Genomic DNA, 20890 nt, shown 5'->3' on the forward strand with positions numbered 1-20890 from the left:
CGGCGCGGCTCTGCTGCGCCATCGCGCAAGGAGCCTGCCCATGACCATCGCCGAAACCGCCGCGACCGCGCCCGCCACGACCGCGCCGCCCGGCGCCATCGACTACAAGCTGGAGGTGCTGGTGATCCCGGTGACCGACGTCGACCGGGCGGCGGCCTTCTATGCGCAGACGCTGGGCTGGCGGGTGGATGCGGACCTGCGGCCGCCGGGCGGGCGGATCCTGCAGGTGACGCCGCCGGGATCGCCGGCCTCGGTGATCTTCGGCACGGGGCTGACGCCGGCCGCGCCAGGGTCGGCCAAGTTCCTGCACCTGGTGGTGTCGGACATCGTCGCGGCGGATGCGGCCCTGCGGGCGCGCGGCGTCGCCACCAGCGGCCCGTTCCACGACAAGGCCGGCGGCTTCAACCGCTTCGACCCCGCCGCCCGCGCCCCCGGCCCCGACCCGGAGCGGCGCACCTACGCGTCCTACGCCAGCTTCGAGGACCCCGACGGCAACCTGTGGGTGCTGCAGGAGATCACCAGCCGCTTCCCCGGCCGCATCGAAGGGGGCGCCACGACCTACGCCTCCCCCGCCGACCTCGCCGCCGCCCTGCGCCGCGCCGCCGCCGCGCACGGCGAGCACGAGGCGCGCACCGGCGGCCACGACGAGGGCTGGCCCGACTGGTACGCCGCCTGGCTGGCCGCCGAACAGTCCGGCGCGGAGAAGCCGGCGTAGGGGGGTGGGTATCGCCCCTTCCGCCCTCCCCCGAAGTGGGGAGCGACAGGCGGCGCAAGCCGCCAGGGTGGGGAACGCCTGCCGGTATTGCGAGAATCCGGGAGTCCGTGCGCGCCGCGGACTCCCCCACCCTGATCGCTCTCGCGATCTGTCCCTCCCCACTTCGGGGGAGGGAGGCGCGACTGTCCCTCACGGCTTCGGAAGCGCGGAATCGACGCGAATCCAGGCCGCTTGCACAACCGTCGCATAAATGTTGATATGTGATCACACATATCACTTGCGCGGGGAGTCGGGGGATGCGGACGAGGGTGCGGGACGGCTTGTTGGGAAGCGTGGCGCTGACGGCGGTCGTGCTCGGCGCGGGCGCGCACGCCCGGGCCGCCGAGGTCAATGGCGCGCCGGCTTCGGCGGCTGACGGGACGGCCACCCTGGAGGAGGTGGTGGTCAGCGCCGAGAAGCGCTCGGACCGGGCGCTGGACGTGGCCTCGTCGGTCAGCGTGGTCGGCGCCCAGCAGCTGGAGAGCCGCGACCTCTCCACCATGCAGGACTGGGCGACCACTGTGGCGGGGCTGAACTTCTCGTCGCGCGGGGCGCCGGGCTTCACCCAGGTGATCCTGCGCGGGGTGACCTCCGGCTCGCAGCAGACTAGCCCGGCGGTGGGCGTCTATGTCGACGACACCCCGTTCGGCACCGCCAGCCCGGCCGGCACCTCCAGCCTGCAGCCGGACATCGACCCGTCGGACGTGGCGCGCATCGAGGTGCTGCGCGGCCCGCAGGGCACGCTGTACGGCGCCGGCACCCTGGGCGGCATCATCAAGTACGTGACCCGCGCGCCCGACGCGACCGCCTACAGCGCCCACGCCAGCGCCGGCTTCAAGGGCGTCGACGGCGGTGGGACCGGCTGGGACGGGCGGCTGACCGTCAACGCCCCGATCGTGCGCGACAAGGTCGCCCTGCGCGCCTCGCTGTTCGCCCGCCAGGACCCCGGCTACATCACCGATCCGGTCGACCACCACGCCAACGCCAACCTGGGCCGGGTGACCGGCGGGCGCGCCGCGCTGGGGCTCTATCCCACCGAGGACCTGAGCGTGCGCCTGAGCGTGTTCGCCGAGAACGCCAGCGCCCACGCCACCGGCGGCGTCGACCTGGACCCCAACACCCTGAGACCCCAGCTGGGCGACCTGACCAACGGCCGGGTGACCGACGACTATTTCCGCGCCAAGTACCGGATCTGGGACGCGGCGATCAGCTGGAAGGTGGCAGGGCTGACCCTGACCTCGTCCACCAGCTACGGCCAGATCCGCTCGCACGCCCTGTTCGACTTCACCCCGGCGTTCGGCTTCATCGTGCCGCTGTACTCCGGCGGCGCGATCCCGGCCGGCGACATCCTGGGACCGCAGAACTTCTCGTCCAACAAGCTGACCGAGGAGGCCCGCGTCGAGGGCCGGTTCGGCCAGGCCCTGACCTGGCGGATCGGCGGCTTCTACACCCACGAGGACCTGCTGGCGGCGACCCAGGTGCTGGGGGTCAATCCCACCACCTTCGCCCCCCTGCCCTCGCTGTTCGGCACGCTGTCGAACGCCACCTCGCCGGCCACCTACCAGGAGGAGGCGGTGTTCGCCGACGGGCGCTGGACGCTGAGCCCGGCGTTCGAGCTGTCGGCCGGGGTGCGCTATGCGCACAACCACCAGACCTCCTCGACCACCGCGGTCGGCCTGCTGGTCTCCGGCTCGGCGCCGACCACGCCCCAGACCACCGCCGGCAGTTCGTCGGAGGGGGTGGTGACCTACCAGGTGTCCGGCAAGTGGACCTGGGCGAAGGACCAGATGGCCTATTTCCGCGTCGCCAGCGGCTATCGCCCCGGCGGGCCGATCGCCCTGACCCCCACCCAGCTGGCCGCCAACGTGCCCTCGAAATACAATGCCGACCGGGTGACCAACTATGAGCTGGGGACCAAGGGCCTGTTCTGGGACGGCCGGCTGTCGGCCGACGCGGACCTGTTCTGGGTGGACTGGTCGGACATCCAGCTGCCCACCCTGATCGGCGGCTTCAACGTGCTGTCGAACGGCGGCGGGGCGGTGAGCAAGGGGCTGGAGGCCAACCTGGCGTTCAAGGCCACCCGCGAGCTGACACTGGGCCTGCGGACCGCCTACACCAACGCCCACCTGACCACCGACGCCACCGTCGCCGGCTACAGGCGCGGCGATCCACTGCCGGCGGTGCCCCGCTGGGACATCTCCGCCGACGCCGACTGGCGCCACCCGCTGAACGACACCCTGACCGGCGCCCTGGGCTTCAGCGTCAAGTACAATTCCAGCCGCCAGACCGGCCAGTCGCAGAACGCCCTGAACCCGGTGCGCATCCTGCCGGGCTTCGCCACCGTCGACCTGCGCGCCGGCCTGGAGTGGGGTCGCTGGGCGGCCACCGTCTATGTGCGCAACGTCGGCGACCAGCGGGCCTACACCAACGGCGGCTTCCTCAAGGCCGTCGCCAGCCAGACCGTGCCCTACCAGGCCATCGTCATCCCGCCCCGCACCTTCGGCGCCACGCTCAGCGCGAGCTTCTGATCCGCGCCCGGAGGCCCCCTCCACCGCTTCGCGGTCCCCCTCCCCCAGAGGGGGAGGAGAACGGTTCTCTTCCCCCTCTGGGGGAAGTACCGCCGAAGGCGGGGATGGGGGCTCCAGCGCAGAACCACTCTTTCCTGCCCCAAGGACCTCCGGCCCCATGCCCCACCCCTTGCGTGTCGCCATCGTCGGCCTGGGCGGCGTGGGGCGGTTGCACCTGATGGCCTACGCCGAGGCGCAAAGGGTTCGCGTGGTGGCCGCCTGCGACCTGGACCCCGCCGCCGCAGCGCTCTGTCCGCCGGAGATCAGCTTCCACCCCGACGCGGCGGCGATGCTGGCGGCCGAACGGCCGGAGATCGTCGTCGTCGCCACCCCGCCGGCCAGCCATGCGGCCCTGGTCGAGCTGGCCGCCGGCGCCGGCGCGCACGTGCTGTGCGAAAAGCCCCTGGCGGTCAGCCTGGCGGACATCGCGCGCATGCGCACGGCCTGCGCGGCGGCGGGCGTGCAGCTGGCCTACGGCGCCTCGTACCGCTTCCTGCCGGCGATCCGCCGGGCGCGCCAGCTGATCGCGGCGGGGGCGATCGGCGAGGTGATGCTGATGCGCGAGGCGGAGATCGGCGGCGCGGGGCCCGCCGCTCGCGTGGTGCTGGGGCCACAGCACTATCCGCCGGGCGGGCCGGGCGGCTCGCCGATGGGGCTGGTGGACCACGGGGTGCACCTGATCGACATCCTGCCCTGGCTGGCGGGCAGCCCGGTGGCCAGCGCGGTGGGGCGCGGCAACGTCTCCGGCCAGCCGCCCGGGCCCGAGCACCTGACCCTGACCCTGGCCAGCGGCGCGGTGGGCCTGCTGGCCTATGACGAGGGGACCTGGTCCACCGCCCTGCCCGCCGAGGGCGGCTTCAGCCTGGGCGGCGGCTGGGGGCCGGGCGGCTATGTTCCCGGCGGCGGCTGGAACCCGGCGCCCGGGGCGATCCACGTGCACGGCGCGGCCGGCGCCCTGCGCATCCACCACTACGCCCACGCCCTCTACCTGACCGACGCCGCCGGGGTGCGCCAGATCCCCCTGGACGGCCGCCCCGCCCCCCACCACTTCGCCGACCAGATCGACGCCTTCGCCGAGGCCCTGGCCGCCGGCCGCGCCCCCGACGCGGGGCTGGACGACGGGGAACAAGCGCTGCGGGTGCTGCTGGCGGCGTATCGGTAGGGGCGGCGCCAATCTTGTCGCGCGTCGGAACCCCTCACCTTCCCGATCGCTGACCGCGATCGGGCGTGGCTTGCGTCAGCAAGGCGCGTGGGAGGGTGAGGGGTTACCCGCCCTACCCGGCCATCCGCTTCAGCATGGTCTCGCGCGATTCCCCCAGGTCGGCGGCGATCGCCGCGCGGGCGGCGGGGCCGTCGCGGGCCTCCAGGGCGCGGATGGCGGCGTTGTGGTGGTCGAAGGGGGCCAGCTGGTTGTTGATCATCGGGCCGATCTGCAGCCACAGGCTCTCGATCAGGTCGATCAGCTGGTCCAGCCCCGACAGGCGGTAGATCTTGAAGTGGAAGCGCCAGTTGGCGTCCACGTACTTGCGAACCGCGCCGGCCTGCTGGGCGGCCTCCATCTCCGTCTCCAGCGCCTTCAGCTCGGCGACGTCGCGATCGCCGATGTGCGCGGCGGCCTCCTCGGCGGCCAGGCCCTCCAGGGCGATGCGGATCTTGTAGATCTCGGCCACCCGCTCGGCGGTCAGCTGCGGCACCGCGATGGTGCGGTTGGGCCTGGCTTCCAGCGCCCGTTCGGTGATCAGCCGCCGCACCGCGTCGCGCACCGGCATCGGGCTGGTGCCCAGCGCCTCGGCCAGGCTGCGGTAGGACAGCACCTGCCCCGGCTGCATCGCCCCGGCCATCAGCGCCCGGCGCAGCTCGTCGTAGATCCGCGCATGCATCGGCGCGTCCTGCTCGATCGCCGTCAGCTTGATCTGTGCCGCGCGCCGCGCCATGCCGCCATCCTGGACTGTCCGCAAGTGTCACCCAGGATTACGAGATCACAGATATGATGGCAACGGCGCGGGCGGTGGCGCGAGCCCCCATCCCGGCCTTCGGCCGTACTTCCCCCAGTGGGGGAAGAGAACCGTTCTCCTCCCCCGCTGGGGGAGGGGGACCCCGAAGGGGTGGAGGGGGCTCCAGCGAAGACCCGCCCTACCCTGCCGCCCGGCGCCAGCGCAGCGCGGCGGCGAAGGCGGCGTGGAGGTCCAGGGCGTCGCGGGCGCAGTCCCGCGCCAGGGTCAGGCGACCCTCGGCCTCGGCCAGCATGGCCGCGCGGCCCCAGGCGGCGATCAGCGCCTCGGCGTCGTCCAGCGGGACCGGCCGGCCATCGCGCTGCAGCACATCGCCGCCGACACCGGCAAAGCGCGGGGCGCTCATCGCACCCCCGCCATCAGCGCCCGCTCGCCATCGGCGGTGAGGCACAGGGCGTCGCTGACCGCCTCGCCCAGCACCTCGGCCAGCTGGTTCACCGGCGCGCGGCCGCGGGGGGCGCCGCGGGTCAGCACATCCAGGACACCGGCGCGGGCGAACGCCTGCTCGGCGGCCGCGCGCAGCACCAGGCCCAGCCCCACCAGCGCCTCGTGCTCGGCGTCGAGATCGCGCTGCCGCACGCCGGGCGGGACCTGGACGGTGTGGCCATCGACGGTAACGAGGGTGGGCATGGCGATCTCCTGATGTCGAGACTCCGGAGATTACCATTGGTAATGTCTCGGCGCAACTGAAAATTACCGCGGGTAATTCTATGACTGAGTAACGGCCGGTGACGCCGATGATTCGTCGAGCGTCAAGGCGGTGGCGCGAGAAACCTGGGGGCAAGCGCACAGGTTGAAGCCGCCGTTAGTCCGCCCTCCCCTTCATGGGGAGGGACAGGCGGCGAAGCCGCCAGGGTGGGGAACACCTGCCGGAGCACAGGCCAATCTCGTAAGCGGGTGGGCGGCTTCTGAGTCCCCCACCCTGATCGCTTTGCGATCTGTCCCTCCCCGCAAGGGGGAGGGTGGGCGATCTGTCCCTCCCCGCAAAGGGGAGGGTGGGCGATCTGTCCCTCCCCACGAGGGGCGGCGCGAGGCCCTTACCGCCCGCCGCTGCTCTTGATCAGGGCGACGATGGCGTCGGCCAGGGCTTCCTGGCGTTCGCGGTCAAGCGGCCGCAGGGCGGCGACCACCCGGTCCGTGGGCGTGGGCTCATCGTCGCCCGGCGGGCGATCCTCCGGCAGCCAGGGCTCGCCCTCGCCGGTCAGCAGCCATTCCCACCGCACCCGGTACTTGCGCGCGAAGCGGGCGGCCGACTGGTGGTCCAGGGCGATCGACTTGGACGCGTGCGGCGGACGCTCGTAGGCGCGGTAGGTGCCGGCCTTCATGCCGAGCGACTCCGCCGCCGCCTCCGCGCTCTCGAAGCCGCGGCGGCGACGCGCCCACTGGATGCGCTGCCAGGTCTCCAGATCGCGCCAGGACCGATCGTTCGCGGGGTCGTCCATGGCTGGACGCTACCAGAAGTGACGTTACCACGAGGAATATCGCGCTTGCGCTGCGTCGTTACCCATGGTAATCATTGGCCATGGCTTCGGTAACGCCCTTCCGATCGCAGGCGCCCTGAGACGCGCTCCCCTCGCCGGGGCCCCTGCGGGCGCGGCGGCGGCCTCCCTCCCCCGCCGCCGCGCCACCTCTTCCTGTCCTTCGGAGGGTCCCTGACCCGCCCGTTCCCCGCCCGGCGCCCCCCGTCGGACCCCTTCCCCACCCGGGGAAGGACGACCGCGCGCGACCGCGACGCGGCGGCGGGGATCGGCGCTTCCCCCCTCAGATCCCTGGAGCTTCCCATGAGCGGCCTCATCTGGTCGAAATTCTTCTGGAACGACTGGCGCGCCGACCCCGCGCTGCGGCTGTGCGGCTATGCCGCCCGCGGCCTCTGGATCGACATGCTGTGCCTGGCGGCGGCCAACGAGCCGGTCGGCCTGGTGGCCGTGGGCGCGCGCGGCCTGGACGCGGCGGCGATCGCGCGGATGACCGGCGGCGATGCGGCCGAGGTCGAGACCCTGCTTTGCGAGCTGGAGACGGCGGGGGTGTTCTCGCGCGACCGGCAGGGCCGGATCTACAGCCGGCGCATCACCCAGGACGCCCGCAAGGCCGCCACGGCGCGCGCCAACGGCCTCAGGGGCGGCAACCCAAGCCTTTGCCCGACTTCGACAAATCCCCCGTCGGATAACCCCGCGCCACAACCGCGCGCCAACCCCCATGAGCCAGAAGCCAGAACCAGGGTGGGAACGCCTTCCGGCGTTCCTAACCCTGGTTGCGGGCGTCGCGCCAAGGCCGCGGCCGGCAGGACGGTCGACGGCGAGCGCGCCGATGGCTCGCCGCCGCCCGTCCCCGCGACAGGCTCGACGGGGTGGCGCGGGCCGGCGGAGATCTGGGCCCTGGCGGCCGGCCGCTTCGGCCCCGAGTACGCCGCCTCCTGGCTGGCCCCCTGCGCCTGGCAGGCCGAACCCGAGCGCGCCATCCTGGCGCGCACGGCCCTGGCGGCCGAGCGCCTGCGGCGCGACTTCCGGCGCGAGCTCGGCGAGATGGGCGTGGCCGTGGCCGTCGCCCGGCGCGCGGCGTGAGGGCGGCGGCGATGACCAGCAAAGCCCCCTTGCCCGCGCCCGCCGCCCCGCCGACCCTCCCGCTCGCGCCGCCGCCAGCCCCGCCGCCGGCGCTGCGGGTGGCCTTCATCGACTGGTTCGGCCTCAGCCCGTGCGAGGCGGACGTGCTGGCGGTGCTGTTCGCCGCCCGCGGCGCCTGCCTGAACGCCCCGCGCCTGGCCGCGGCGGCGGGCAGCACGCCTGGGGCCATCTCGGTGCATCTGGTGCAGGTCCGCCGGGCGCTGGAGGCCGAGGCGGTGGACCATGTGCCGGGCGCCGGCTACTGCCTGACGCCGGAGGGCCTGGCCGAGTGCCGCGACGCGGTGCGCGCCGTGGCCGAGGAGCTGGGCGCGGCGGCGGAGGCGTCGTGAGCCCGGCCGCCGACGCCCCCCTGGCCAACGCGCGCCACGAAGCCTTCGCCCAGGCCCTGGCCCGCGGCGTGACCCCCAACGCCGCCTATGCCGCCGCCGGCTATACCCCCGGCAACCGCAACGGCGCCCGGCTGAAGACCCAGCCGGCGATCGCGGCGCGGGTGGCGGCGTTGCAGGCGGAGGCAAGCGGCGCGGGCCCCCTCCACCCCCTTCGGGGGTCCCCCTCCCCCAGAGGGGGAGGAGAACCGTTCTCTTCCCCCACAGGGGGAAGTACCGGCGAAGCCGGGGATGGGGGCTCCAGCGGAGAGCCGGCGCCCGCCCTCACCCTCGCGCGGGTCACCGAGGCGCTGCTGCGGCTGGCGGCCAAGAACGAGGCGCTGGAGTCGGCCGCCGGCTATTCGGCGGCGCGGGCGGCGCTGATGGATGCGGCGCGGCTGAATGGCCTCCTGGTGGAGCGGGCGGAGGCCGATCTCAGCCTGCGCCTGATCAGCGACCGGCCGCTGACGGCGGAGGAATGGAGCGCCCTGCACGCGCCGCCGGCCGTCGCGCCCGCCGGGCTGGACGACGACGGCGAACGGGATCCATGAGCCGCCCGCTCACCGACGCTCCGGGGCCGCACCCGGTGGTCGCCTGGGCCCCGCAGCCGGGGCCGCAGACCGCCTATGTCACCAGCCCGATCTTCGAGACCGTCTATGGCGGCGCACGGGGCGGGGGCAAGACCGACGGCAGCCTGGGCGACTGGGCGATCCACGCCGCGCGCTACGGCCCGGACGCGATCGGCCTGTTCGTGCGCCGCACGCGGGTGGCGCTCGAGCCGACCATCGAGCGCGCGCGCCAGCTGTTCCGCGGCCTGGGGACCTATCAGGAGCAGAAGTCGCGCTTCGTGATGGCCAGTGGCGCGGTGCTGTACTTCCGCCACCTGGACCGCGACGCCGACGCCGACGCCTTCCAGGGCCACAGCTACACCCGGGTCTACGTCGAGGAGCTGACCCAGTTCCGCGATCCCAGGCCGGTGGAGAAGCTGAAGGCTGCGCTGCGCTCTGCCGCCGGCGTGCCGGTGGGGTTCCGCGCCACCTGCAACCCGGGCGGCCCCGGTCACACCTGGGTCAAGGCGCGCTACATCGATCCCGGCCCGTGGCGGCGGGTGGACGAGCGCTTCCGCGACCCGTTCACCGGCGCGCAGACGGTGACCAGCCGGGTGTTCATCCCCGCGCGCCTGTCCGACAACCCGCAGCTGCTGCACAGCGACCCCGGCTATGTCGGGCGCCTGTACCTGGCCGGATCGGCGGCCCTGGTGAAGGCCTGGCTGGAGGGGGACTGGGACGTGATCGAGGGCGCGTTCTTCGACGGCTGGTCGGCGGCGCGCAACAGCTGCCGCCCGTTCGCCGTACCGGAGGGCTGGACCCGGTTCCGCAGCTTCGACTGGGGTTCGGCCAGGCCGTTCAGCGTCGGCTGGTGGGCGATCGCGCCCGACCCGATGGTCACCGCCGAGGGGGTGCGCATCCCGCGCGGCGCCCTGCTGCGCTACCGCGAGTGGTACGGCCTGGGCGGGCGGCCGAACGAGGGGCTGAAGCTGACCGCCGAACAGGTGGCGCAGGGCATCCTGGCCCGCGAGCAGCCGGGCGAGGCGATCGCCTATTCGGTGGCCGACCCGGCGATCTTCGCCGAGGACGGCGGCCCGTCGATCGCCGAGCGGATGTGGAAACAGGGCGTCGCCTTCCGCCGCGCCGACAACGCCCGCGTCGCCCAGGGCGGCGCCGTCGGCGGCTGGGACCAGATGCGCGCCCGCATCCAGGGCTGGGCGCCGCTGCCGCAGACCCAGGCCGCCGCCGCGGTCGCGGCCGCCGCGGAACCCGCCGTCGCCCTGGCCCACGCGGCCCAGGCGGCGGCGCTCGACGAAGGCGCCATGCTGCTGGTGTTCGACACCTGCCGCGACTTCATCCGCACCGTGCCGGTGCTGCAGCACGACCCCGCCCGCCCCGAGGACCTCGACACCGAGGCCGAGGATCACGTCGCCGACGAGACCCGCTATGCCTGCATGTCCCGCCCCTGGTCGCGCCGTATCGACCCACCGGCCCGGACCCGCGCCCCCAAGACCCTGGCCCAGATGACCGGCGACGACTTCCACGCCCTGATGGACCGGCGGACGGAGACGTGGGGGTGAGGCGTGGCGCCGGCGCATCCTGCGGCGCCTTCGATCCAGGGCGCTGGCCTGGCGGCGCCAATCGTGGTTTCAACGCCGGGTGGCGCCGCCTGGCGCAGACGTGCAGGTGTCGGGGGCGTGGCGGTGCAACTGGAGACGCAGATCCGGGTTGGCGAGGCGGCCAGGGCCGGGACGATGGTCGCCCGGCGATGGGGCGGCGGTGGCGCGGCGGCGATCCTGGTCTCGCTATGCGTCGCCGTGGTCGGCATGTCGGCCGCCAACATGGCGGTGCGCGCTGCTGGCGCCGGCCTGGGCCTGTCGCATGACCACCTCAACCTGGCGGCGCTGATCGGCTCCCTGGTTGTGGGTCTGGGCGTGGCCCTGCCCATCTCGACGCGGATCCTGCGCGCCGTCGCCAAGTGGCGGATGGCGCGCGGAGGCGTGGTCGGGCCCTTCCCCGCCCGCTACGAGCTGACGGACGACGCCTTCATCTACACCCTGGGCGAGATCACCCGCACGGTGCCCTGGCGCGTGACGTCCGAGCTGCTGCTGGCCCGGGGCTGGTGGGTGCTGATGGCCCAGGCCGAGCCCCTGTACCTGCCGCGGCGCGCCTTCGCCGACCCGGCGGCCGAACAGGCCTTCGTCGGCGAGATCCTGCGACGTCTGCCGCCGGCCGCACGCGCCCGCAGCGCCCGGGCCATGGCGGCGCTCGGCGCCCCGACGCGGTGACGCCCCGATGTTCCGACTGAGTTGCAGCCGTGACGATTCCTGCCCTAGGATTGCACGATCATCGTGCCACGGGGAGGCGCACGGGTGCTGATCGCACACGGAATAAACACGCGCCGGGGATGGCCGCCTAGCCGGGCTTTCGGGCTTTCGACCGGGGCGCTCCGATCCTAGTGTCCGATGGTGAGCCGCCCTGGCCGTGGCAGGCCGAGCCCCGAAGGTCGCCGCCAACGCTGGCAGGGAACCCCGAGGCTGCCGTCGCTTTCGGTCTGGCGGACGACCTCGACGGCCTGATGGACCTCACCCGTATGATCGCCGCCGTGATCCCGGACGACATCGACTGCACGGCGACCTGGACCGTGCCGTCCAGGGGGCGTTGCGTGCTGGCGATCGACCTTCCCGAATGGAAGCTGCAGCAGACCTTCCACCGCCTGCCGCACGGCCTGGAGGTGGAGTTCGATATGCTGGTGCTGGCGGCGACCTCGCGGCGCCGCGGCTTCACCAAGCGGCTGATCCGCAACCTGGCGATCGCCTACGCCCGTCTGCGGGTCGCGTACATCAAGGTGCTCGCCAACCACATCGACGGCGCGCTCGTCTGGGCCAGGCTCGGCGCCCAGCCGCTCGACGCGGAATATGAGCGCACCCGGCTGCTGGAACGCCTGGTCAACGACCACGAAACTCTGGGCATCGCGGTCGAGTATCTGGAAGACCTGTACCGCACGATCGAGCGGACGCCGGCGCCGTCCTTGATGCGCCAAGTGGCCGCATTCGAGGGCGAAAAGGGTGAACCCCTGGGTGAAATGCTGCTAAGAAACCACGCTTGGCAGGCGTATTGGGATCCGCGCGACCCCGACCTCTACAACCATCTCAAGGACGTCGTCGGATGAGCCACAAGATCCTGCGCCCCAGCAAGACCGCGACTCCCGTCGGCTTTGTCGATGCCCTCGGCGCGGACCAGGCCTCCCTCAAGGTCGAGGCGGTCGTGATCAAGGCGAAGGCCATGTCGGCCCGCGAGGCGGCGGCCCTGAAGAAGCGGTTGCGCGACCGGCTGATGGCCACGGCAGGCAAGTAGGCGGTCAGAGGCCCGGCGATCGCCGCGGTCAGTCGGCCGGCGGCCTGGACGCCCCTTCCCGCCGTCGCTGCCGAAGGCGGTCGGCGAGCGCCTTCAGATCACCCGCGCGCCCGGCGACGATGCGAACGGGCTCGACGGCAAGCGACCGGTGGTCGGCGCCCAGGGCGTCGACGAACCCTTCCGGAACGGCATGCAAGGTCGGACGCAGACGGTTTCTGTTCATCGCAAACAAATCCTGGCCGCTCATTGCGATCCGGCGCGACCCTCCAGGCAGCGCTGCAGCTATCCGAAGGAAATTTCAGGCCCTAGACCTTGGGCCTGCTTCCGGATGTCCGGATCCGTCGGCGCTTCTGCACTGGTCGGGACGTGGGGGCGCGAGCCCATGGCGACAAGGATAGTTGCGATGATTTAATGGGCGGCTAATCGCTCAGACCGCCCGGAGGCGGGCGCCGTCCCCTTCAGGTCAGCAGCCGGCCGCCGTCCACCACCATCACCTGGCCGGTCGTGTAGGTGCCGCGCATCAGGTAGAGGTAGGCCTGGGCGACCTCGTGCGGCTGGGCGCCGCGGGGGATCAGCTGGCGCTGGGCGAGCTGGGCCAGCAACTCGGGGCGCGGGTTGGCCCAGCGCTCGGTCAGGGTCAGGCCCGGGCAGACGGCGTTGACGCGCACCGGGGCCAGGTCGACGGCGAGGCCGCGGGCCAGGTGCTCCAGGGCGCCGGCGAAGGCGCTGGTGATCGCCCCGCCCTTGTTCGGCCGGTGCGCCAGCACCCCGTCGGTGAGGGTGATCGAGCCGCCCTCGGGGATGTGCGGCGCGGCGTGCTTGATCACCCGCAGCGCGCCCCAGAACCGCACCCCCAGCGCCGCCGCCAGGGCGTCCAGGTCGGTCTCGGCCAGCGGCCGCGGGGCCATGAACGCGCCCCAGTCGCCGGCGGTGAACACCAGGTGGTCGAGGGCGCCCAGCCGCTCGAACAGGGCGGCGCAGGCGACCTCGTCGCGCACGTCCAGCACCGCGCCGGCGACCTGCCCCTGGCCGGCGGCGGCGCCCAGCGCGCTCACGGCCGCCTCGACGTTGCCCGCCTGGCTGGACACCACGGTCACCCGCGCCCCGTCCTCCAGCGCCGCCTCGGCGACGGCCAGGCCGATGCCGGCGCTGCCGCCGACCACGACGACGTGCTGGCCCTTCAGGGTCGGGGTGGGCATGGGCATTCCTCTCTCGCGTTGCAGCGCGACAAGGATGCGCCCGCCCGCGGGCCGGGAAAAGCCGGGGCCTCTTACCGGTATGGCGACTAACAGGCTGCGGGGGACGCCCGCCTCCCGGGGCGGCGATGCCCGCTGACGCTTCAAGTACAGCCGGGCCGGCGCGGCCCCTCACCCTCCCACGCCCTGACGGGCGCGGGCCCCTTCCTCTCCCTGAAGGGAGAGGAGTCTCTGTGGGAAGGCCGCGACGTTGCTTTTCCTCTCCCTCGAGGGAGAGGAAGGGGCCCGATCGCGCAGCGGTTGGGAAGGTGAGGGGCCGCGCCGGCCTCGACACCCACCCACCATGTTGCTATTTTGTTCCCTCAACATCCCACCCGACGGCCATGCCCATCCTCAAGCCGCGAACCCGCCGCGCCAGGGCCCTGCGCCGCAATTCGACCGACGCCGAGCACCGGCTGTGGGCGGCGCTGCGCAACCGGCAGCTGGGCGGGTTCAAGTTCCGGCGGCAGGTTCCGATCGACCGCTATTTCGCCGACTTCGCCTGCGTGGAAGCCCGGCTGGTGGTGGAGGTAGACGGCGGCCAGCACGCGGCGCAGACGGCTTACGATGCGGCGCGCACGGCGCGGATGCAAGCGCTGGGCTGGCGGGTGATCCGCTTCGGCACGCCGGAAACCTTCCACAACGTCGAGGGCGTGGCGCTGGTGATCCTGGCGGTCCTGTTCCCGGACGGGCCCGAGGCGAAGAGCGGCGCGGCCCCTCACCCTCCCACGCCCTGACGGGCGCGGGCCCCTTCCTCTCCCTGAAGGGAGAGGAAAAGATCGACGGCGGTTACACGGGTGAATCCTCTCCCTCGAGGGAGAGGAAGGGGCCCGACCGCGAAGCGGTTGGGAAGGTGAGGGGCTGCGCCGCCCCCTACCCCGCGAGGTAGGCGTCGGTGTCGATGTCGGCCAGGAGGCCCGGCCCCGTCGGAGTCCAATCCAGGGCGGCGCGGGTGTGGGCGCTGCTGGCGGGGGCGTCCATGCTGGCGAACAGGGTGAACCAGTCGAAGTGGGCCGGTGCCTCCTCCGGGGTGCGGGAGACGACGGGCAGGCCCAGGCGCCGGCCGATCACTGCGGCGATGTCGGCCATCGGCACGCCCTCCTCGGCCACCGCGTGCCAGCGGTCGCCGGCGGCGCCCTTCTCCAGCGCCAGGCGATAGACCTTGGCCGCGTCGTCGCGGTGCACGGCCGACCAGCGGTTGGCGCCGTCGCCGACATAGGCCGCCGCGCCGGCCGCGCGGGCGAAGTCGATCAGCCGCGGCACGAAGCCGTGGTCGCCGGCCCCGTGCACCGAGGGCGGCAGGCGCACGACCTGGGCCCGCACCCCGGCCTCGACCTGGGCCATCGCGGTGGCCTCGGAGGCGCGCGGGTAAATCGGCGAGACCGGCGGCGGGCTGTCGGCCTCGGTGGCCGCGCGGCCCGGCGCCAGCAGCGCCACGCCGGAGGTGGCGATCAGCGGCCGGCCGGAGCCCTTCAGCGCCGCGCCGATGGCCATGATCGCCTGGCGTTCGTCCTCGCTGTTCTGGGCGAACTTCGAGAAGTCGTGGTTGAAGGCGGTGTGCACCACGCCGTCGCAGACGGCGGCGCCGGCCGCCAGGCTGGGCAGGTCCTCCAGGCTGCCGGCGTGCGGCTCGGCGCCGAGGGCGCGCAGCTGGTCCGCCCCGGCTTCGGAGCGGGTCAGGCCCAGGACCCGGTGGCCGTGGGCGATCAGGTCGCGGGTGACGGCCGAGCCGACCCAGCCGGTGGCGCCGGTGACGAAGATACGCATGCGAAATCTCTCTGGATGGGGGGATGGCGAGCCGGCGAGGCGGCCCGATGCGGATCAGGTTAGGCGCCGCGCCCCGAACGATCTATGCTTGCACGTCCGCTTTTTCTTCGCGATCGTTCGGCCGTTATGGATCCCCTGTCCGACATCCTCGCCCTGCTGAAGGTGCGCTCGTTCGTCTCCGGCCGGCTGGAGATCGGCGGGCGCTGGTCGTTCGGCTTCGGCCCGCACGAGGGCATCAAGTTCCAGGCGATCACCCGCGGCGAGGGCTGGCTGGTGGTGCAGGGCGAGGCCCCGGTGCGCATCCGCGCGGGCGACTGCTTCCTGCTGCCGCGCGGGCGACCGTTCCACATGACCTGCGACCTGGACCTGCCGCCGGTGGACGCCATGAGCCTGATCCCGGCCAACCGCGACGCCAGCGGCCTGACCCGGATGCAGGGCGGCGACGACTTCCACTCGTTCGGCGGCTATTTCGACCTGGACGGCGACCACGCCGGCCTGCTGCTGGCCGAGCTGCCGGCGGTGGTGCACGTGCGCGGCGAGGCCGACCGCGCCGACCTGCGCTGGTGCCTGGAGCGCATGCGCCGCGAGATGATCCAGGCGCAGCCCGGCGGCGCCCTGGTGGGCCAGCAGCTGGCGATGATGGTGCTGGTGCAGGCGCTGCGGCTGCACCTGGAGGACCGCATCGCCCAGGCGAAGGCCCGCGGCGCAGGGTCCGGGGCCGGGGCCGGCGCCGCAGGCGACGCGCCCGGCTGGCTGACCGCCCTGGCCGACCCGCAGGTGGCCGCCGCCCTGGGCGCCCTGCACGCCGAGCCGGCCCGCCGCTGGACGCTGGAGGCGCTGGCCGCCCAGGCGGCGATGTCGCGCACCGTGCTGGCGACCCGTTTCAAGGCCCTGGTGGGGGCCGCGCCGATGGCCTACCTGGCGCGCTGGCGCATGACCCTGGCCGCCAGCCGCCTGGCCGACGGGGCCGAGAGCGTGGGGGCCATCGCCCTCTCCCTCGGCTACGAGTCGGAGAGCGCCTTTTCCACCGCCTTCAAGCGCCACATGGGCCGCGCCCCGCGCGCCTGGGCGCGTGGCCGGGCGCTGGCGGCGTGAGCCTGGCCGCCGGGACGACGACGCCATTGCAAGGGAGCCGACCATGCGCCTGATCGACCTGCTGGCCCGCCCGGACCTGCTCGACGACGACGACGGGGCGATCTACGTCGCCCGGCCCTGGCGGCCGGAGGCCGAGGCCCTGGTGGTCAGCCCGGCGCCCGACGGGACCGAACCGATCAGCCTGGAGGGGACGCCGCTGGAGTACTTCCTGGAGACCTACCTGGCGCACGAGTTCCTGGAGGACTTCGCCGAGAGCGACGCCGGCGCCGGCGCCGATCCGCGCCAGGCCTGCGAGCGCCTGATCCGCTACGCCCAGGCCGACGCCTGAGGCCGGGCAGCTGGGGCCGCGCAGCTGCGGCCAGCTGGGGACATGATACCTATCCCCTCGCAACCGCTGCCACGCCCCCTCCGGGGATAGGTATCGTGTCCCCAGCATCCCCAGCATCCGGGCCGGTTCCCTCCATGCAGTTCTTCGTCCCTGGCATCACGGATCGGCAGGAGGCCGAGGCCTTCTATCTCATCCTCAGGCGCCTCGCCGTCGAGGCGCACGGCCGCATGACGGAGCGCCGGATCCGCAGCCTGTCCTTCACGCAACGCGGCGCCTTGCGCACCATCAGCGTCGGCGAAACCGACCCGGCCACGGGCGAGCCCTGCGTGGCGATCTTCGAAGGCGCGGGAAGCCCGCTGTATTTCGTCTATGTCGAGGGCCCGATCAGAGGAAACGGCAAGCTGGTCACCTCGCCCTACCTCGTCGAGGTGTTCGCGACCTAGGCTGTGAGGATGCCTGGAACACCGCTGGCCGATGCCGAGAACCTGGACGTCGCCGATGTCCGCGTTGGGTGGAAAGTGGACGTTCGTCCGACTACGATTGATAGCCCGACCGGGTTTTGCCTGTTTCAAGTAGCTGGCTCGTTGCACCCCCACACCGTCCATAACACACCGTTGACTGAGCGAGTGCCGATGTGAAATCGCCGCGACTCACTATGTTTCAGAGTCTTCTGCTAATCACGTCAGCCATATTACTGATCGGGGTGACGGCGGCGTACTCTTACAATCAACTGCGGCGAGGCAATCTCTGCCTGGACGGTCCGGAGCAGTTGAATGACCGAAAGAAGATGGAAATTGCCGCAGACTATTTGGCTCATCGAACCAGCATACAGATCATTACAGATGAACCTTCCCGCGTACGCCTTGAATCGGATCGCGCGACTCCATACGCGTCCGGGCGAGCGCTGATGAGTCAAAATCCCAATTGCTGCCAGGTTGGAAGCAGTGAAGACTTTGACTTTCCAAAGGTTGAGGGCGCCTCCTACTTTAGGATTGCGTATCGTGTGGAATATTTCGATGATGCCGGCATTCGCCGCCAGGCGGACACAGTGGAAACCGTAGCAGTTACGCGCTGCGGCACTGTAGTCAGCAATCACTAAACGGTTTGGAGTGACCTGCTGACCCGCGGGAATTGTCTCTGCTTTTCGGGTCGCCAAGTCGGCGCCGCCCTCATGACGTCCGCAACGGGGTCGTTTGCCGCCGCGGGCTAGGGTCCAGGAATCGGACCTAGTGCAGCGTCTGCTTTGAGCGCACGTCCTATGGGCGACAATCGACCCAAGTCAGACCTCAGCTCTGCGCGCGAGCGGCGTGGCTGGCAGGCACGATAGACGTCGGCACGTCGCTGATCGACTGGAGCGCCATGTTTGAGGCACGTCTGACCACCTCTTCGTCGGAAAGCGCTTCGTCGGACTCCGCGATGAGCCGATACGCTCCTAACGGGTCAGGGCAACCCGCACAAAAGTCAGTGACCTTCTGCTCTAGCCCCTCTTGGGTGAGACCGTGCTGCTTTGGGTGCGAGATTATCGCCATGAGGTTCAGCAACTCCGGCACACTCAACAATCTATCCGCCATGTTCCCATGCCCACAGTGTCGATGCGGAGGCACACTTTGACCGCGCCTTTGCTGCTGGCGCAACGGCGCCTTTCCACCCTTCGCTGACGCTCGCCAGGTCCGCTTGTGGCGGGTGCGACGGCCAACCGGCTGAACGTCCGCTTGTCGCGTCGGCTCCATGGGCGATAACCGACCCGTTGCGGACTCTCGCGCGGGACGCGATAAGCGCCAAACGCCACCACCCGGCGAACCTCAAAAGCACTTATGCCCTTTACAGTCATCCTGCTGCCCGGCGACATCGAGGCCTCTTTCCCAGCCTATACGGTCGCGGTCGAAGAGTCGGTGCGGGCGACTGGCGGGCGCATGGGCCCCGGAGGGGTCGTGCGCCTACCCGATGGCGGAACGTTTGTCTTCGAGAACGATGACTTTCAGCTGACGGCGCTCAGTCCAGACCTCTGTCGGGTCATTTTCGACACCGCTGTTCGCACCAATACCTTCATCACAAATGGCGGCGGCGGCGCCGACCTTGCGCCGCTCAACGTCACGGGGTCGACGCCGAAGACTCCGACCGACTTGGGACGGACCGTTCCCATAGCCGGCCCTGCCGCACTCTGTTCAGTCTTGCAAGGTCGCTTGGCGCGGTGGGACCGATGGATGACCCGTGCGCGCAAGGACAGAATCATCGGACTGGATGACCAGTACTTTGAGCCGCCGCCCAGCCCCGGCGACGAACCCCGGCTCCCGAGCGATACATCAGGTGTCGCCGCCCGCTGCGAGAGCCAGGGCCGTGAGATGGCTGCCCGGCTCGGTTGGAAGTTCGTCCGCAGTATCGTCACGCGCAATGATGACTGGGGCGTCGTCTGGCGTGCGGACGTCGCGCCGGAGGCGGACCCTTCGACTTGGATCCGAGAATCCTGTTGGCTTCGCCACGGTCCAGGCGGCCAAACGAGTTACGGCGTTTCCAGCCGTCCTCTGCGGATGGTCGATCAGTCGCAGTCAATAGGGCCGTTGCCGACAAACTAGGTTGGGCGCGCGCGCCTGCCTTCTGTCGTGCATGCGACCACCGCCTCGGTCGGTTCTCGCCCTCTGGGATGGCGCCACAAACAGACGTCCGGCAAAGTGCTCGCCTCAGCTTGAGCCGAAAGTCCGGGGCGCAGTCTGCGTGCGACATCTTGGGGGGATTGATGCGCTATCGGCACCTCTAACTTGATGTGGTCGAACTCTGGCGATCCGGCACGCGGCCTACAATCCGATGCTGTCTGGGGGGCTGCCAGGAGCGACCAATATCAGAACCAATTCTGACCCAACCTACGGCGGCGTGTTTATAAACAGGCGCTTCGTTCGGAGTAGGCATTGATCGATCTGCACCACCCCATTTGCGGCACCTCAGCCCCCCTGAAGCATCCGCGAGGCTCTTGGGCTCTTCATCGGAAGATGCAGGCATGCGTTGGCCTTGTTGTGATTGTTGGCATGTTGGCGTGCAGCACTTCCAATGCGGAAGCGCAGTGCCCCGCCTCTCTCCCGCGGCTTGGTTTGTATCCTGCGCGCCTCGGATGGAGCGCCAGGAAGTACGCACAGGTTCGAAGGCTCGATGTCAGATGCCCTGAATACAATCCAGCATTTTGCTGGTCTCAGGATGGGAGCGACCACCTCTACGGATTCGGAGTCCAGGGCCAGGATATTCCACGGCTCAGCTTCGAAATGGTCAAAGGCAAGCTGGGTGACGATGCAGGCTTCGGCGCAAGCTTTGGTGATCCGCGAAACAGGGTAGAGCAGCTGATCGCCGCGCAGGTCGTAAAACACGCCGACATCCACGGCAGATCGACTTGGATCGGGGTTCGTTGTCGGCAAAATGGTTTGAAATATTTGTTCGTTCTGGCCTTCGACGCAAGCGGTGTTCTGACTGACGTGGGCTTCTCCGATATTTCCAAGTTGCTAGAAGCAGAACAAACACGTCCGACTGCCGGTCCGTTCTAGGGACCAGGCTGCCTTCTGCTGCTGTGGCGAATGTCTGAGGTAGACGACCACGGGCGTTCGCGAGGCGATCAAGTTCCCGGTGGTCATGAGCGCACCGACGAAGTTGAATGCGATTGCGGCGAGGTCATTGACCACAGCGACCCCAAAGATAGTTCCCCGCACGCCGCGGGTGAGTTCGAAGCTTCGCCTAAGTGCTTCCAGGGGACCGAGGCCTTCAGATACCAGCGCGGGAACAGCCACCGCGCTGGCGAGGCCGAAGATCACCCCCGGCACAATGAGCAGGAGCAGCCCAAGGCTGGACGCGGTCGCCGACAGCAGGGCCAGCAAACACAGTGGAACGGTGCGCCGCAGCCAGCGCAAATCGGATGAACGGCCCGACGCTTCGCCTTTCAACTCGTCCAACAGCACCCCGCACATCCAGCCGGTCGCCAAGAACCAAACGAGTTGCGGGACCAACGCGGCGGGCAGGTCGATTGCCAATCTCGCGATGGTGTCTGATGGGGGTGGCTGGTTGAAAATCCAGCTATAGATCGATGAGCGCTCAAGGCCGATCCAACCGAGGAGCGCGTTTGGAAACCCACCGCAAACAACGGCGACCAACGCGAACGCTGGAAGGTGCGGCGTCAGCGCGTTCACGGCCCGTCGGATCGTAGGGCCAACTTCAAACGTCGCCGCTTCGATAGTGGTCATCCGCTCCCCCGCGCGGCTCGTTCA

General features: G+C 70.9%; 25 protein-coding genes. 16 read left to right on the forward strand and 9 right to left on the reverse strand.

What is annotated here, in order from left to right:
- The first annotated feature begins 40 nt into the window (after positions 1-40).
- The 3 genes from ACO2Q3_RS12110 (at position 41) to ACO2Q3_RS12120 (ending at position 4483) form a co-directional block, all read left to right on the forward strand.
- Positions 41-715 carry a VOC family protein gene (locus ACO2Q3_RS12110; protein ID WP_423306843.1) on the forward strand — a complete coding sequence of 225 codons (675 nt, stop codon included), beginning with the start codon at positions 41-43 and terminating at the stop codon, positions 713-715.
- A gap of 296 nt (positions 716-1011) precedes the next feature.
- Positions 1012-3282 (forward strand): TonB-dependent receptor, encoded by a 2271-nt coding sequence (locus ACO2Q3_RS12115; protein WP_423306844.1) that lies wholly within the window; start codon positions 1012-1014, stop codon positions 3280-3282.
- A gap of 157 nt (positions 3283-3439) precedes the next feature.
- Positions 3440-4483, forward strand: coding sequence for a Gfo/Idh/MocA family protein (locus ACO2Q3_RS12120; RefSeq protein WP_423306845.1), 1044 nt, complete (start codon positions 3440-3442; stop codon positions 4481-4483).
- A gap of 112 nt (positions 4484-4595) precedes the next feature.
- Here the strand turns inward: ACO2Q3_RS12120 and ACO2Q3_RS12125 are convergent, their stop codons facing one another.
- From ACO2Q3_RS12125 to ACO2Q3_RS12140, 4 genes are all read right to left on the reverse strand, one after another.
- Complete coding sequence (locus ACO2Q3_RS12125) at positions 4596-5255, reverse strand: GntR family transcriptional regulator (protein WP_423306846.1); 660 nt, start codon at positions 5253-5255, stop codon at positions 4596-4598.
- A 199-nt stretch (positions 5256-5454) separates the two neighbouring features.
- Entirely contained in the window at positions 5455-5679 is a 225-nt protein-coding gene (locus tag ACO2Q3_RS12130) for a hypothetical protein (protein ID WP_423306847.1), read from the reverse strand.
- The gene (locus tag ACO2Q3_RS12135) at positions 5676-5963 is read right to left on the reverse strand and encodes a hypothetical protein (RefSeq protein ID WP_423306848.1); all 288 of its coding nucleotides are present in this window, start codon (positions 5961-5963) and stop codon (positions 5676-5678) included. The genes ACO2Q3_RS12130 and ACO2Q3_RS12135 overlap by 4 nt, the downstream gene beginning before the upstream one ends.
- A gap of 407 nt (positions 5964-6370) precedes the next feature.
- A complete protein-coding gene (locus tag ACO2Q3_RS12140; RefSeq protein ID WP_423306849.1) occupies positions 6371-6775 on the reverse strand; it encodes a hypothetical protein in 405 nt (134 codons plus the stop codon).
- A 339-nt stretch (positions 6776-7114) separates the two neighbouring features.
- On the opposite strand from ACO2Q3_RS12140, the gene ACO2Q3_RS12145 reads away from it, so the two are divergent.
- The 7 genes from ACO2Q3_RS12145 to ACO2Q3_RS12175 all read left to right on the forward strand — a co-directional run bounded on the left by ACO2Q3_RS12145 (position 7115) and on the right by ACO2Q3_RS12175 (position 12224).
- Positions 7115-7894: a hypothetical protein gene (locus ACO2Q3_RS12145; protein WP_423306850.1), complete on the forward strand. Its 780-nt coding sequence runs from the start codon at positions 7115-7117 to the stop codon at positions 7892-7894.
- A gap of 11 nt (positions 7895-7905) precedes the next feature.
- Positions 7906-8283: a hypothetical protein gene (locus ACO2Q3_RS12150; protein ID WP_423306851.1), complete on the forward strand. Its 378-nt coding sequence runs from the start codon at positions 7906-7908 to the stop codon at positions 8281-8283.
- Entirely contained in the window at positions 8280-8870 is a 591-nt protein-coding gene (locus tag ACO2Q3_RS12155) for a hypothetical protein (RefSeq protein WP_423306852.1), read from the forward strand. The genes ACO2Q3_RS12150 and ACO2Q3_RS12155 overlap by 4 nt, the downstream gene beginning before the upstream one ends.
- On the forward strand, positions 8867-10447 hold the full coding sequence (locus tag ACO2Q3_RS12160; protein ID WP_423306853.1) for a terminase large subunit domain-containing protein: 1581 nt from the start codon (positions 8867-8869) through the stop codon (positions 10445-10447). Before ACO2Q3_RS12155 ends, ACO2Q3_RS12160 begins: the two co-directional genes overlap by 4 nt.
- 117 nt (positions 10448-10564) lie before the next feature.
- A complete protein-coding gene (locus ACO2Q3_RS12165) occupies positions 10565-11155 on the forward strand; it encodes a hypothetical protein (protein WP_423306854.1) in 591 nt (196 codons plus the stop codon).
- Positions 11156-11325: 170 nt separating this feature from the next.
- Positions 11326-12039 carry a hypothetical protein gene (locus tag ACO2Q3_RS12170; protein ID WP_423306855.1) on the forward strand — a complete coding sequence of 238 codons (714 nt, stop codon included), beginning with the start codon at positions 11326-11328 and terminating at the stop codon, positions 12037-12039.
- Positions 12036-12224: a hypothetical protein gene (locus ACO2Q3_RS12175; RefSeq protein ID WP_423306856.1), complete on the forward strand. Its 189-nt coding sequence runs from the start codon at positions 12036-12038 to the stop codon at positions 12222-12224. The genes ACO2Q3_RS12170 and ACO2Q3_RS12175 overlap by 4 nt, the downstream gene beginning before the upstream one ends.
- Positions 12225-12252: 28 nt before the next feature.
- Here the strand turns inward: ACO2Q3_RS12175 and ACO2Q3_RS12180 are convergent, their stop codons facing one another.
- Together ACO2Q3_RS12180 and ACO2Q3_RS12185 are read right to left on the reverse strand one after the other, a co-directional pair.
- The gene (locus ACO2Q3_RS12180; protein WP_423306857.1) at positions 12253-12471 is read right to left on the reverse strand and encodes a hypothetical protein; all 219 of its coding nucleotides are present in this window, start codon (positions 12469-12471) and stop codon (positions 12253-12255) included.
- Positions 12472-12682: 211 nt separating this feature from the next.
- Positions 12683-13423: an SDR family oxidoreductase gene (locus ACO2Q3_RS12185; RefSeq protein ID WP_423306858.1), complete on the reverse strand. Its 741-nt coding sequence runs from the start codon at positions 13421-13423 to the stop codon at positions 12683-12685.
- 380 nt (positions 13424-13803) lie between these two features.
- On the opposite strand from ACO2Q3_RS12185, the gene ACO2Q3_RS12190 reads away from it, so the two are divergent.
- On the forward strand, positions 13804-14196 hold the full coding sequence (locus tag ACO2Q3_RS12190) for an endonuclease domain-containing protein (protein ID WP_423306859.1): 393 nt from the start codon (positions 13804-13806) through the stop codon (positions 14194-14196).
- A gap of 136 nt (positions 14197-14332) precedes the next feature.
- On the opposite strand, the gene ACO2Q3_RS12195 is transcribed toward ACO2Q3_RS12190, so the two are convergent.
- The gene (locus tag ACO2Q3_RS12195; RefSeq protein WP_423306860.1) at positions 14333-15226 is read right to left on the reverse strand and encodes an SDR family oxidoreductase; all 894 of its coding nucleotides are present in this window, start codon (positions 15224-15226) and stop codon (positions 14333-14335) included.
- Positions 15227-15352: 126 nt separating this feature from the next.
- On the opposite strand from ACO2Q3_RS12195, the gene ACO2Q3_RS12200 reads away from it, so the two are divergent.
- From ACO2Q3_RS12200 to ACO2Q3_RS12210, 3 genes are all read left to right on the forward strand, one after another.
- The gene (locus ACO2Q3_RS12200) at positions 15353-16321 is read left to right on the forward strand and encodes an AraC family transcriptional regulator (RefSeq protein ID WP_423306861.1); all 969 of its coding nucleotides are present in this window, start codon (positions 15353-15355) and stop codon (positions 16319-16321) included.
- A gap of 43 nt (positions 16322-16364) precedes the next feature.
- A complete protein-coding gene (locus ACO2Q3_RS12205; RefSeq protein WP_423306862.1) occupies positions 16365-16649 on the forward strand; it encodes a hypothetical protein in 285 nt (94 codons plus the stop codon).
- A gap of 134 nt (positions 16650-16783) precedes the next feature.
- Complete coding sequence (locus ACO2Q3_RS12210; protein ID WP_423306863.1) at positions 16784-17092, forward strand: hypothetical protein; 309 nt, start codon at positions 16784-16786, stop codon at positions 17090-17092.
- A gap of 248 nt (positions 17093-17340) precedes the next feature.
- Here the strand turns inward: ACO2Q3_RS12210 and ACO2Q3_RS12215 are convergent, their stop codons facing one another.
- The gene (locus ACO2Q3_RS12215) at positions 17341-17805 is read right to left on the reverse strand and encodes a hypothetical protein (protein ID WP_423306864.1); all 465 of its coding nucleotides are present in this window, start codon (positions 17803-17805) and stop codon (positions 17341-17343) included.
- A 658-nt stretch (positions 17806-18463) separates the two neighbouring features.
- Here ACO2Q3_RS12215 and ACO2Q3_RS12220 point away from each other — a divergent pair.
- Both ACO2Q3_RS12220 and ACO2Q3_RS12225 read left to right on the forward strand, forming a co-directional pair.
- Positions 18464-19222 carry a hypothetical protein gene (locus ACO2Q3_RS12220; protein WP_423306865.1) on the forward strand — a complete coding sequence of 253 codons (759 nt, stop codon included), beginning with the start codon at positions 18464-18466 and terminating at the stop codon, positions 19220-19222.
- A gap of 330 nt (positions 19223-19552) precedes the next feature.
- Positions 19553-20176, forward strand: coding sequence for a hypothetical protein (locus ACO2Q3_RS12225; RefSeq protein WP_423306866.1), 624 nt, complete (start codon positions 19553-19555; stop codon positions 20174-20176).
- On the opposite strand, the gene ACO2Q3_RS12230 is transcribed toward ACO2Q3_RS12225, so the two are convergent.
- Positions 20135-20866 carry a hypothetical protein gene (locus ACO2Q3_RS12230; RefSeq protein ID WP_423306867.1) on the reverse strand — a complete coding sequence of 244 codons (732 nt, stop codon included), beginning with the start codon at positions 20864-20866 and terminating at the stop codon, positions 20135-20137. The two genes, ACO2Q3_RS12225 and ACO2Q3_RS12230, sit on opposite strands and share 42 nt — an antisense overlap.
- Positions 20867-20890: the final 24 nt, after the last annotated feature.

This window comes from Caulobacter sp. KR2-114, from assembly GCF_049446115.1.
Classification (GTDB): Bacteria; Pseudomonadota; Alphaproteobacteria; order Caulobacterales; family Caulobacteraceae; genus Acaudatibacter.

What these genes read in the sequence shown, in the direction of transcription:
- ACO2Q3_RS12110 (WP_423306843.1), top strand. Translation starts at nt 41, where the DNA reads ATGACCATCGCCGAAACCGCCGCGACCGCGCCCGCCACGACCGCGCCG.
- ACO2Q3_RS12115 (WP_423306844.1), top strand. Translation starts at nt 1,012, where the DNA reads ATGCGGACGAGGGTGCGGGACGGCTTGTTGGGAAGCGTGGCGCTGACG.
- ACO2Q3_RS12120 (WP_423306845.1), top strand. Translation starts at nt 3,440, where the DNA reads ATGCCCCACCCCTTGCGTGTCGCCATCGTCGGCCTGGGCGGCGTGGGG.
- ACO2Q3_RS12125 (WP_423306846.1), bottom strand. Translation starts at nt 5,255, where the DNA reads ATGGCGCGGCGCGCGGCACAGATCAAGCTGACGGCGATCGAGCAGGAC.
- ACO2Q3_RS12130 (WP_423306847.1), bottom strand. Translation starts at nt 5,679, where the DNA reads ATGAGCGCCCCGCGCTTTGCCGGTGTCGGCGGCGATGTGCTGCAGCGC.
- ACO2Q3_RS12135 (WP_423306848.1), bottom strand. Translation starts at nt 5,963, where the DNA reads ATGCCCACCCTCGTTACCGTCGATGGCCACACCGTCCAGGTCCCGCCC.
- ACO2Q3_RS12140 (WP_423306849.1), bottom strand. Translation starts at nt 6,775, where the DNA reads ATGGACGACCCCGCGAACGATCGGTCCTGGCGCGATCTGGAGACCTGG.
- ACO2Q3_RS12145 (WP_423306850.1), top strand. Translation starts at nt 7,115, where the DNA reads ATGAGCGGCCTCATCTGGTCGAAATTCTTCTGGAACGACTGGCGCGCC.
- ACO2Q3_RS12150 (WP_423306851.1), top strand. Translation starts at nt 7,906, where the DNA reads ATGACCAGCAAAGCCCCCTTGCCCGCGCCCGCCGCCCCGCCGACCCTC.
- ACO2Q3_RS12160 (WP_423306853.1), top strand. Translation starts at nt 8,867, where the DNA reads ATGAGCCGCCCGCTCACCGACGCTCCGGGGCCGCACCCGGTGGTCGCC.
- ACO2Q3_RS12175 (WP_423306856.1), top strand. Translation starts at nt 12,036, where the DNA reads ATGAGCCACAAGATCCTGCGCCCCAGCAAGACCGCGACTCCCGTCGGC.
- ACO2Q3_RS12180 (WP_423306857.1), bottom strand. Translation starts at nt 12,471, where the DNA reads ATGAGCGGCCAGGATTTGTTTGCGATGAACAGAAACCGTCTGCGTCCG.
- ACO2Q3_RS12185 (WP_423306858.1), bottom strand. Translation starts at nt 13,423, where the DNA reads ATGCCCACCCCGACCCTGAAGGGCCAGCACGTCGTCGTGGTCGGCGGC.
- ACO2Q3_RS12190 (WP_423306859.1), top strand. Translation starts at nt 13,804, where the DNA reads ATGCCCATCCTCAAGCCGCGAACCCGCCGCGCCAGGGCCCTGCGCCGC.
- ACO2Q3_RS12195 (WP_423306860.1), bottom strand. Translation starts at nt 15,226, where the DNA reads ATGCGTATCTTCGTCACCGGCGCCACCGGCTGGGTCGGCTCGGCCGTC.
- ACO2Q3_RS12200 (WP_423306861.1), top strand. Translation starts at nt 15,353, where the DNA reads ATGGATCCCCTGTCCGACATCCTCGCCCTGCTGAAGGTGCGCTCGTTC.
- ACO2Q3_RS12205 (WP_423306862.1), top strand. Translation starts at nt 16,365, where the DNA reads ATGCGCCTGATCGACCTGCTGGCCCGCCCGGACCTGCTCGACGACGAC.
- ACO2Q3_RS12210 (WP_423306863.1), top strand. Translation starts at nt 16,784, where the DNA reads ATGCAGTTCTTCGTCCCTGGCATCACGGATCGGCAGGAGGCCGAGGCC.
- ACO2Q3_RS12220 (WP_423306865.1), top strand. Translation starts at nt 18,464, where the DNA reads ATGCCCTTTACAGTCATCCTGCTGCCCGGCGACATCGAGGCCTCTTTC.
- ACO2Q3_RS12230 (WP_423306867.1), bottom strand. Translation starts at nt 20,866, where the DNA reads ATGACCACTATCGAAGCGGCGACGTTTGAAGTTGGCCCTACGATCCGA.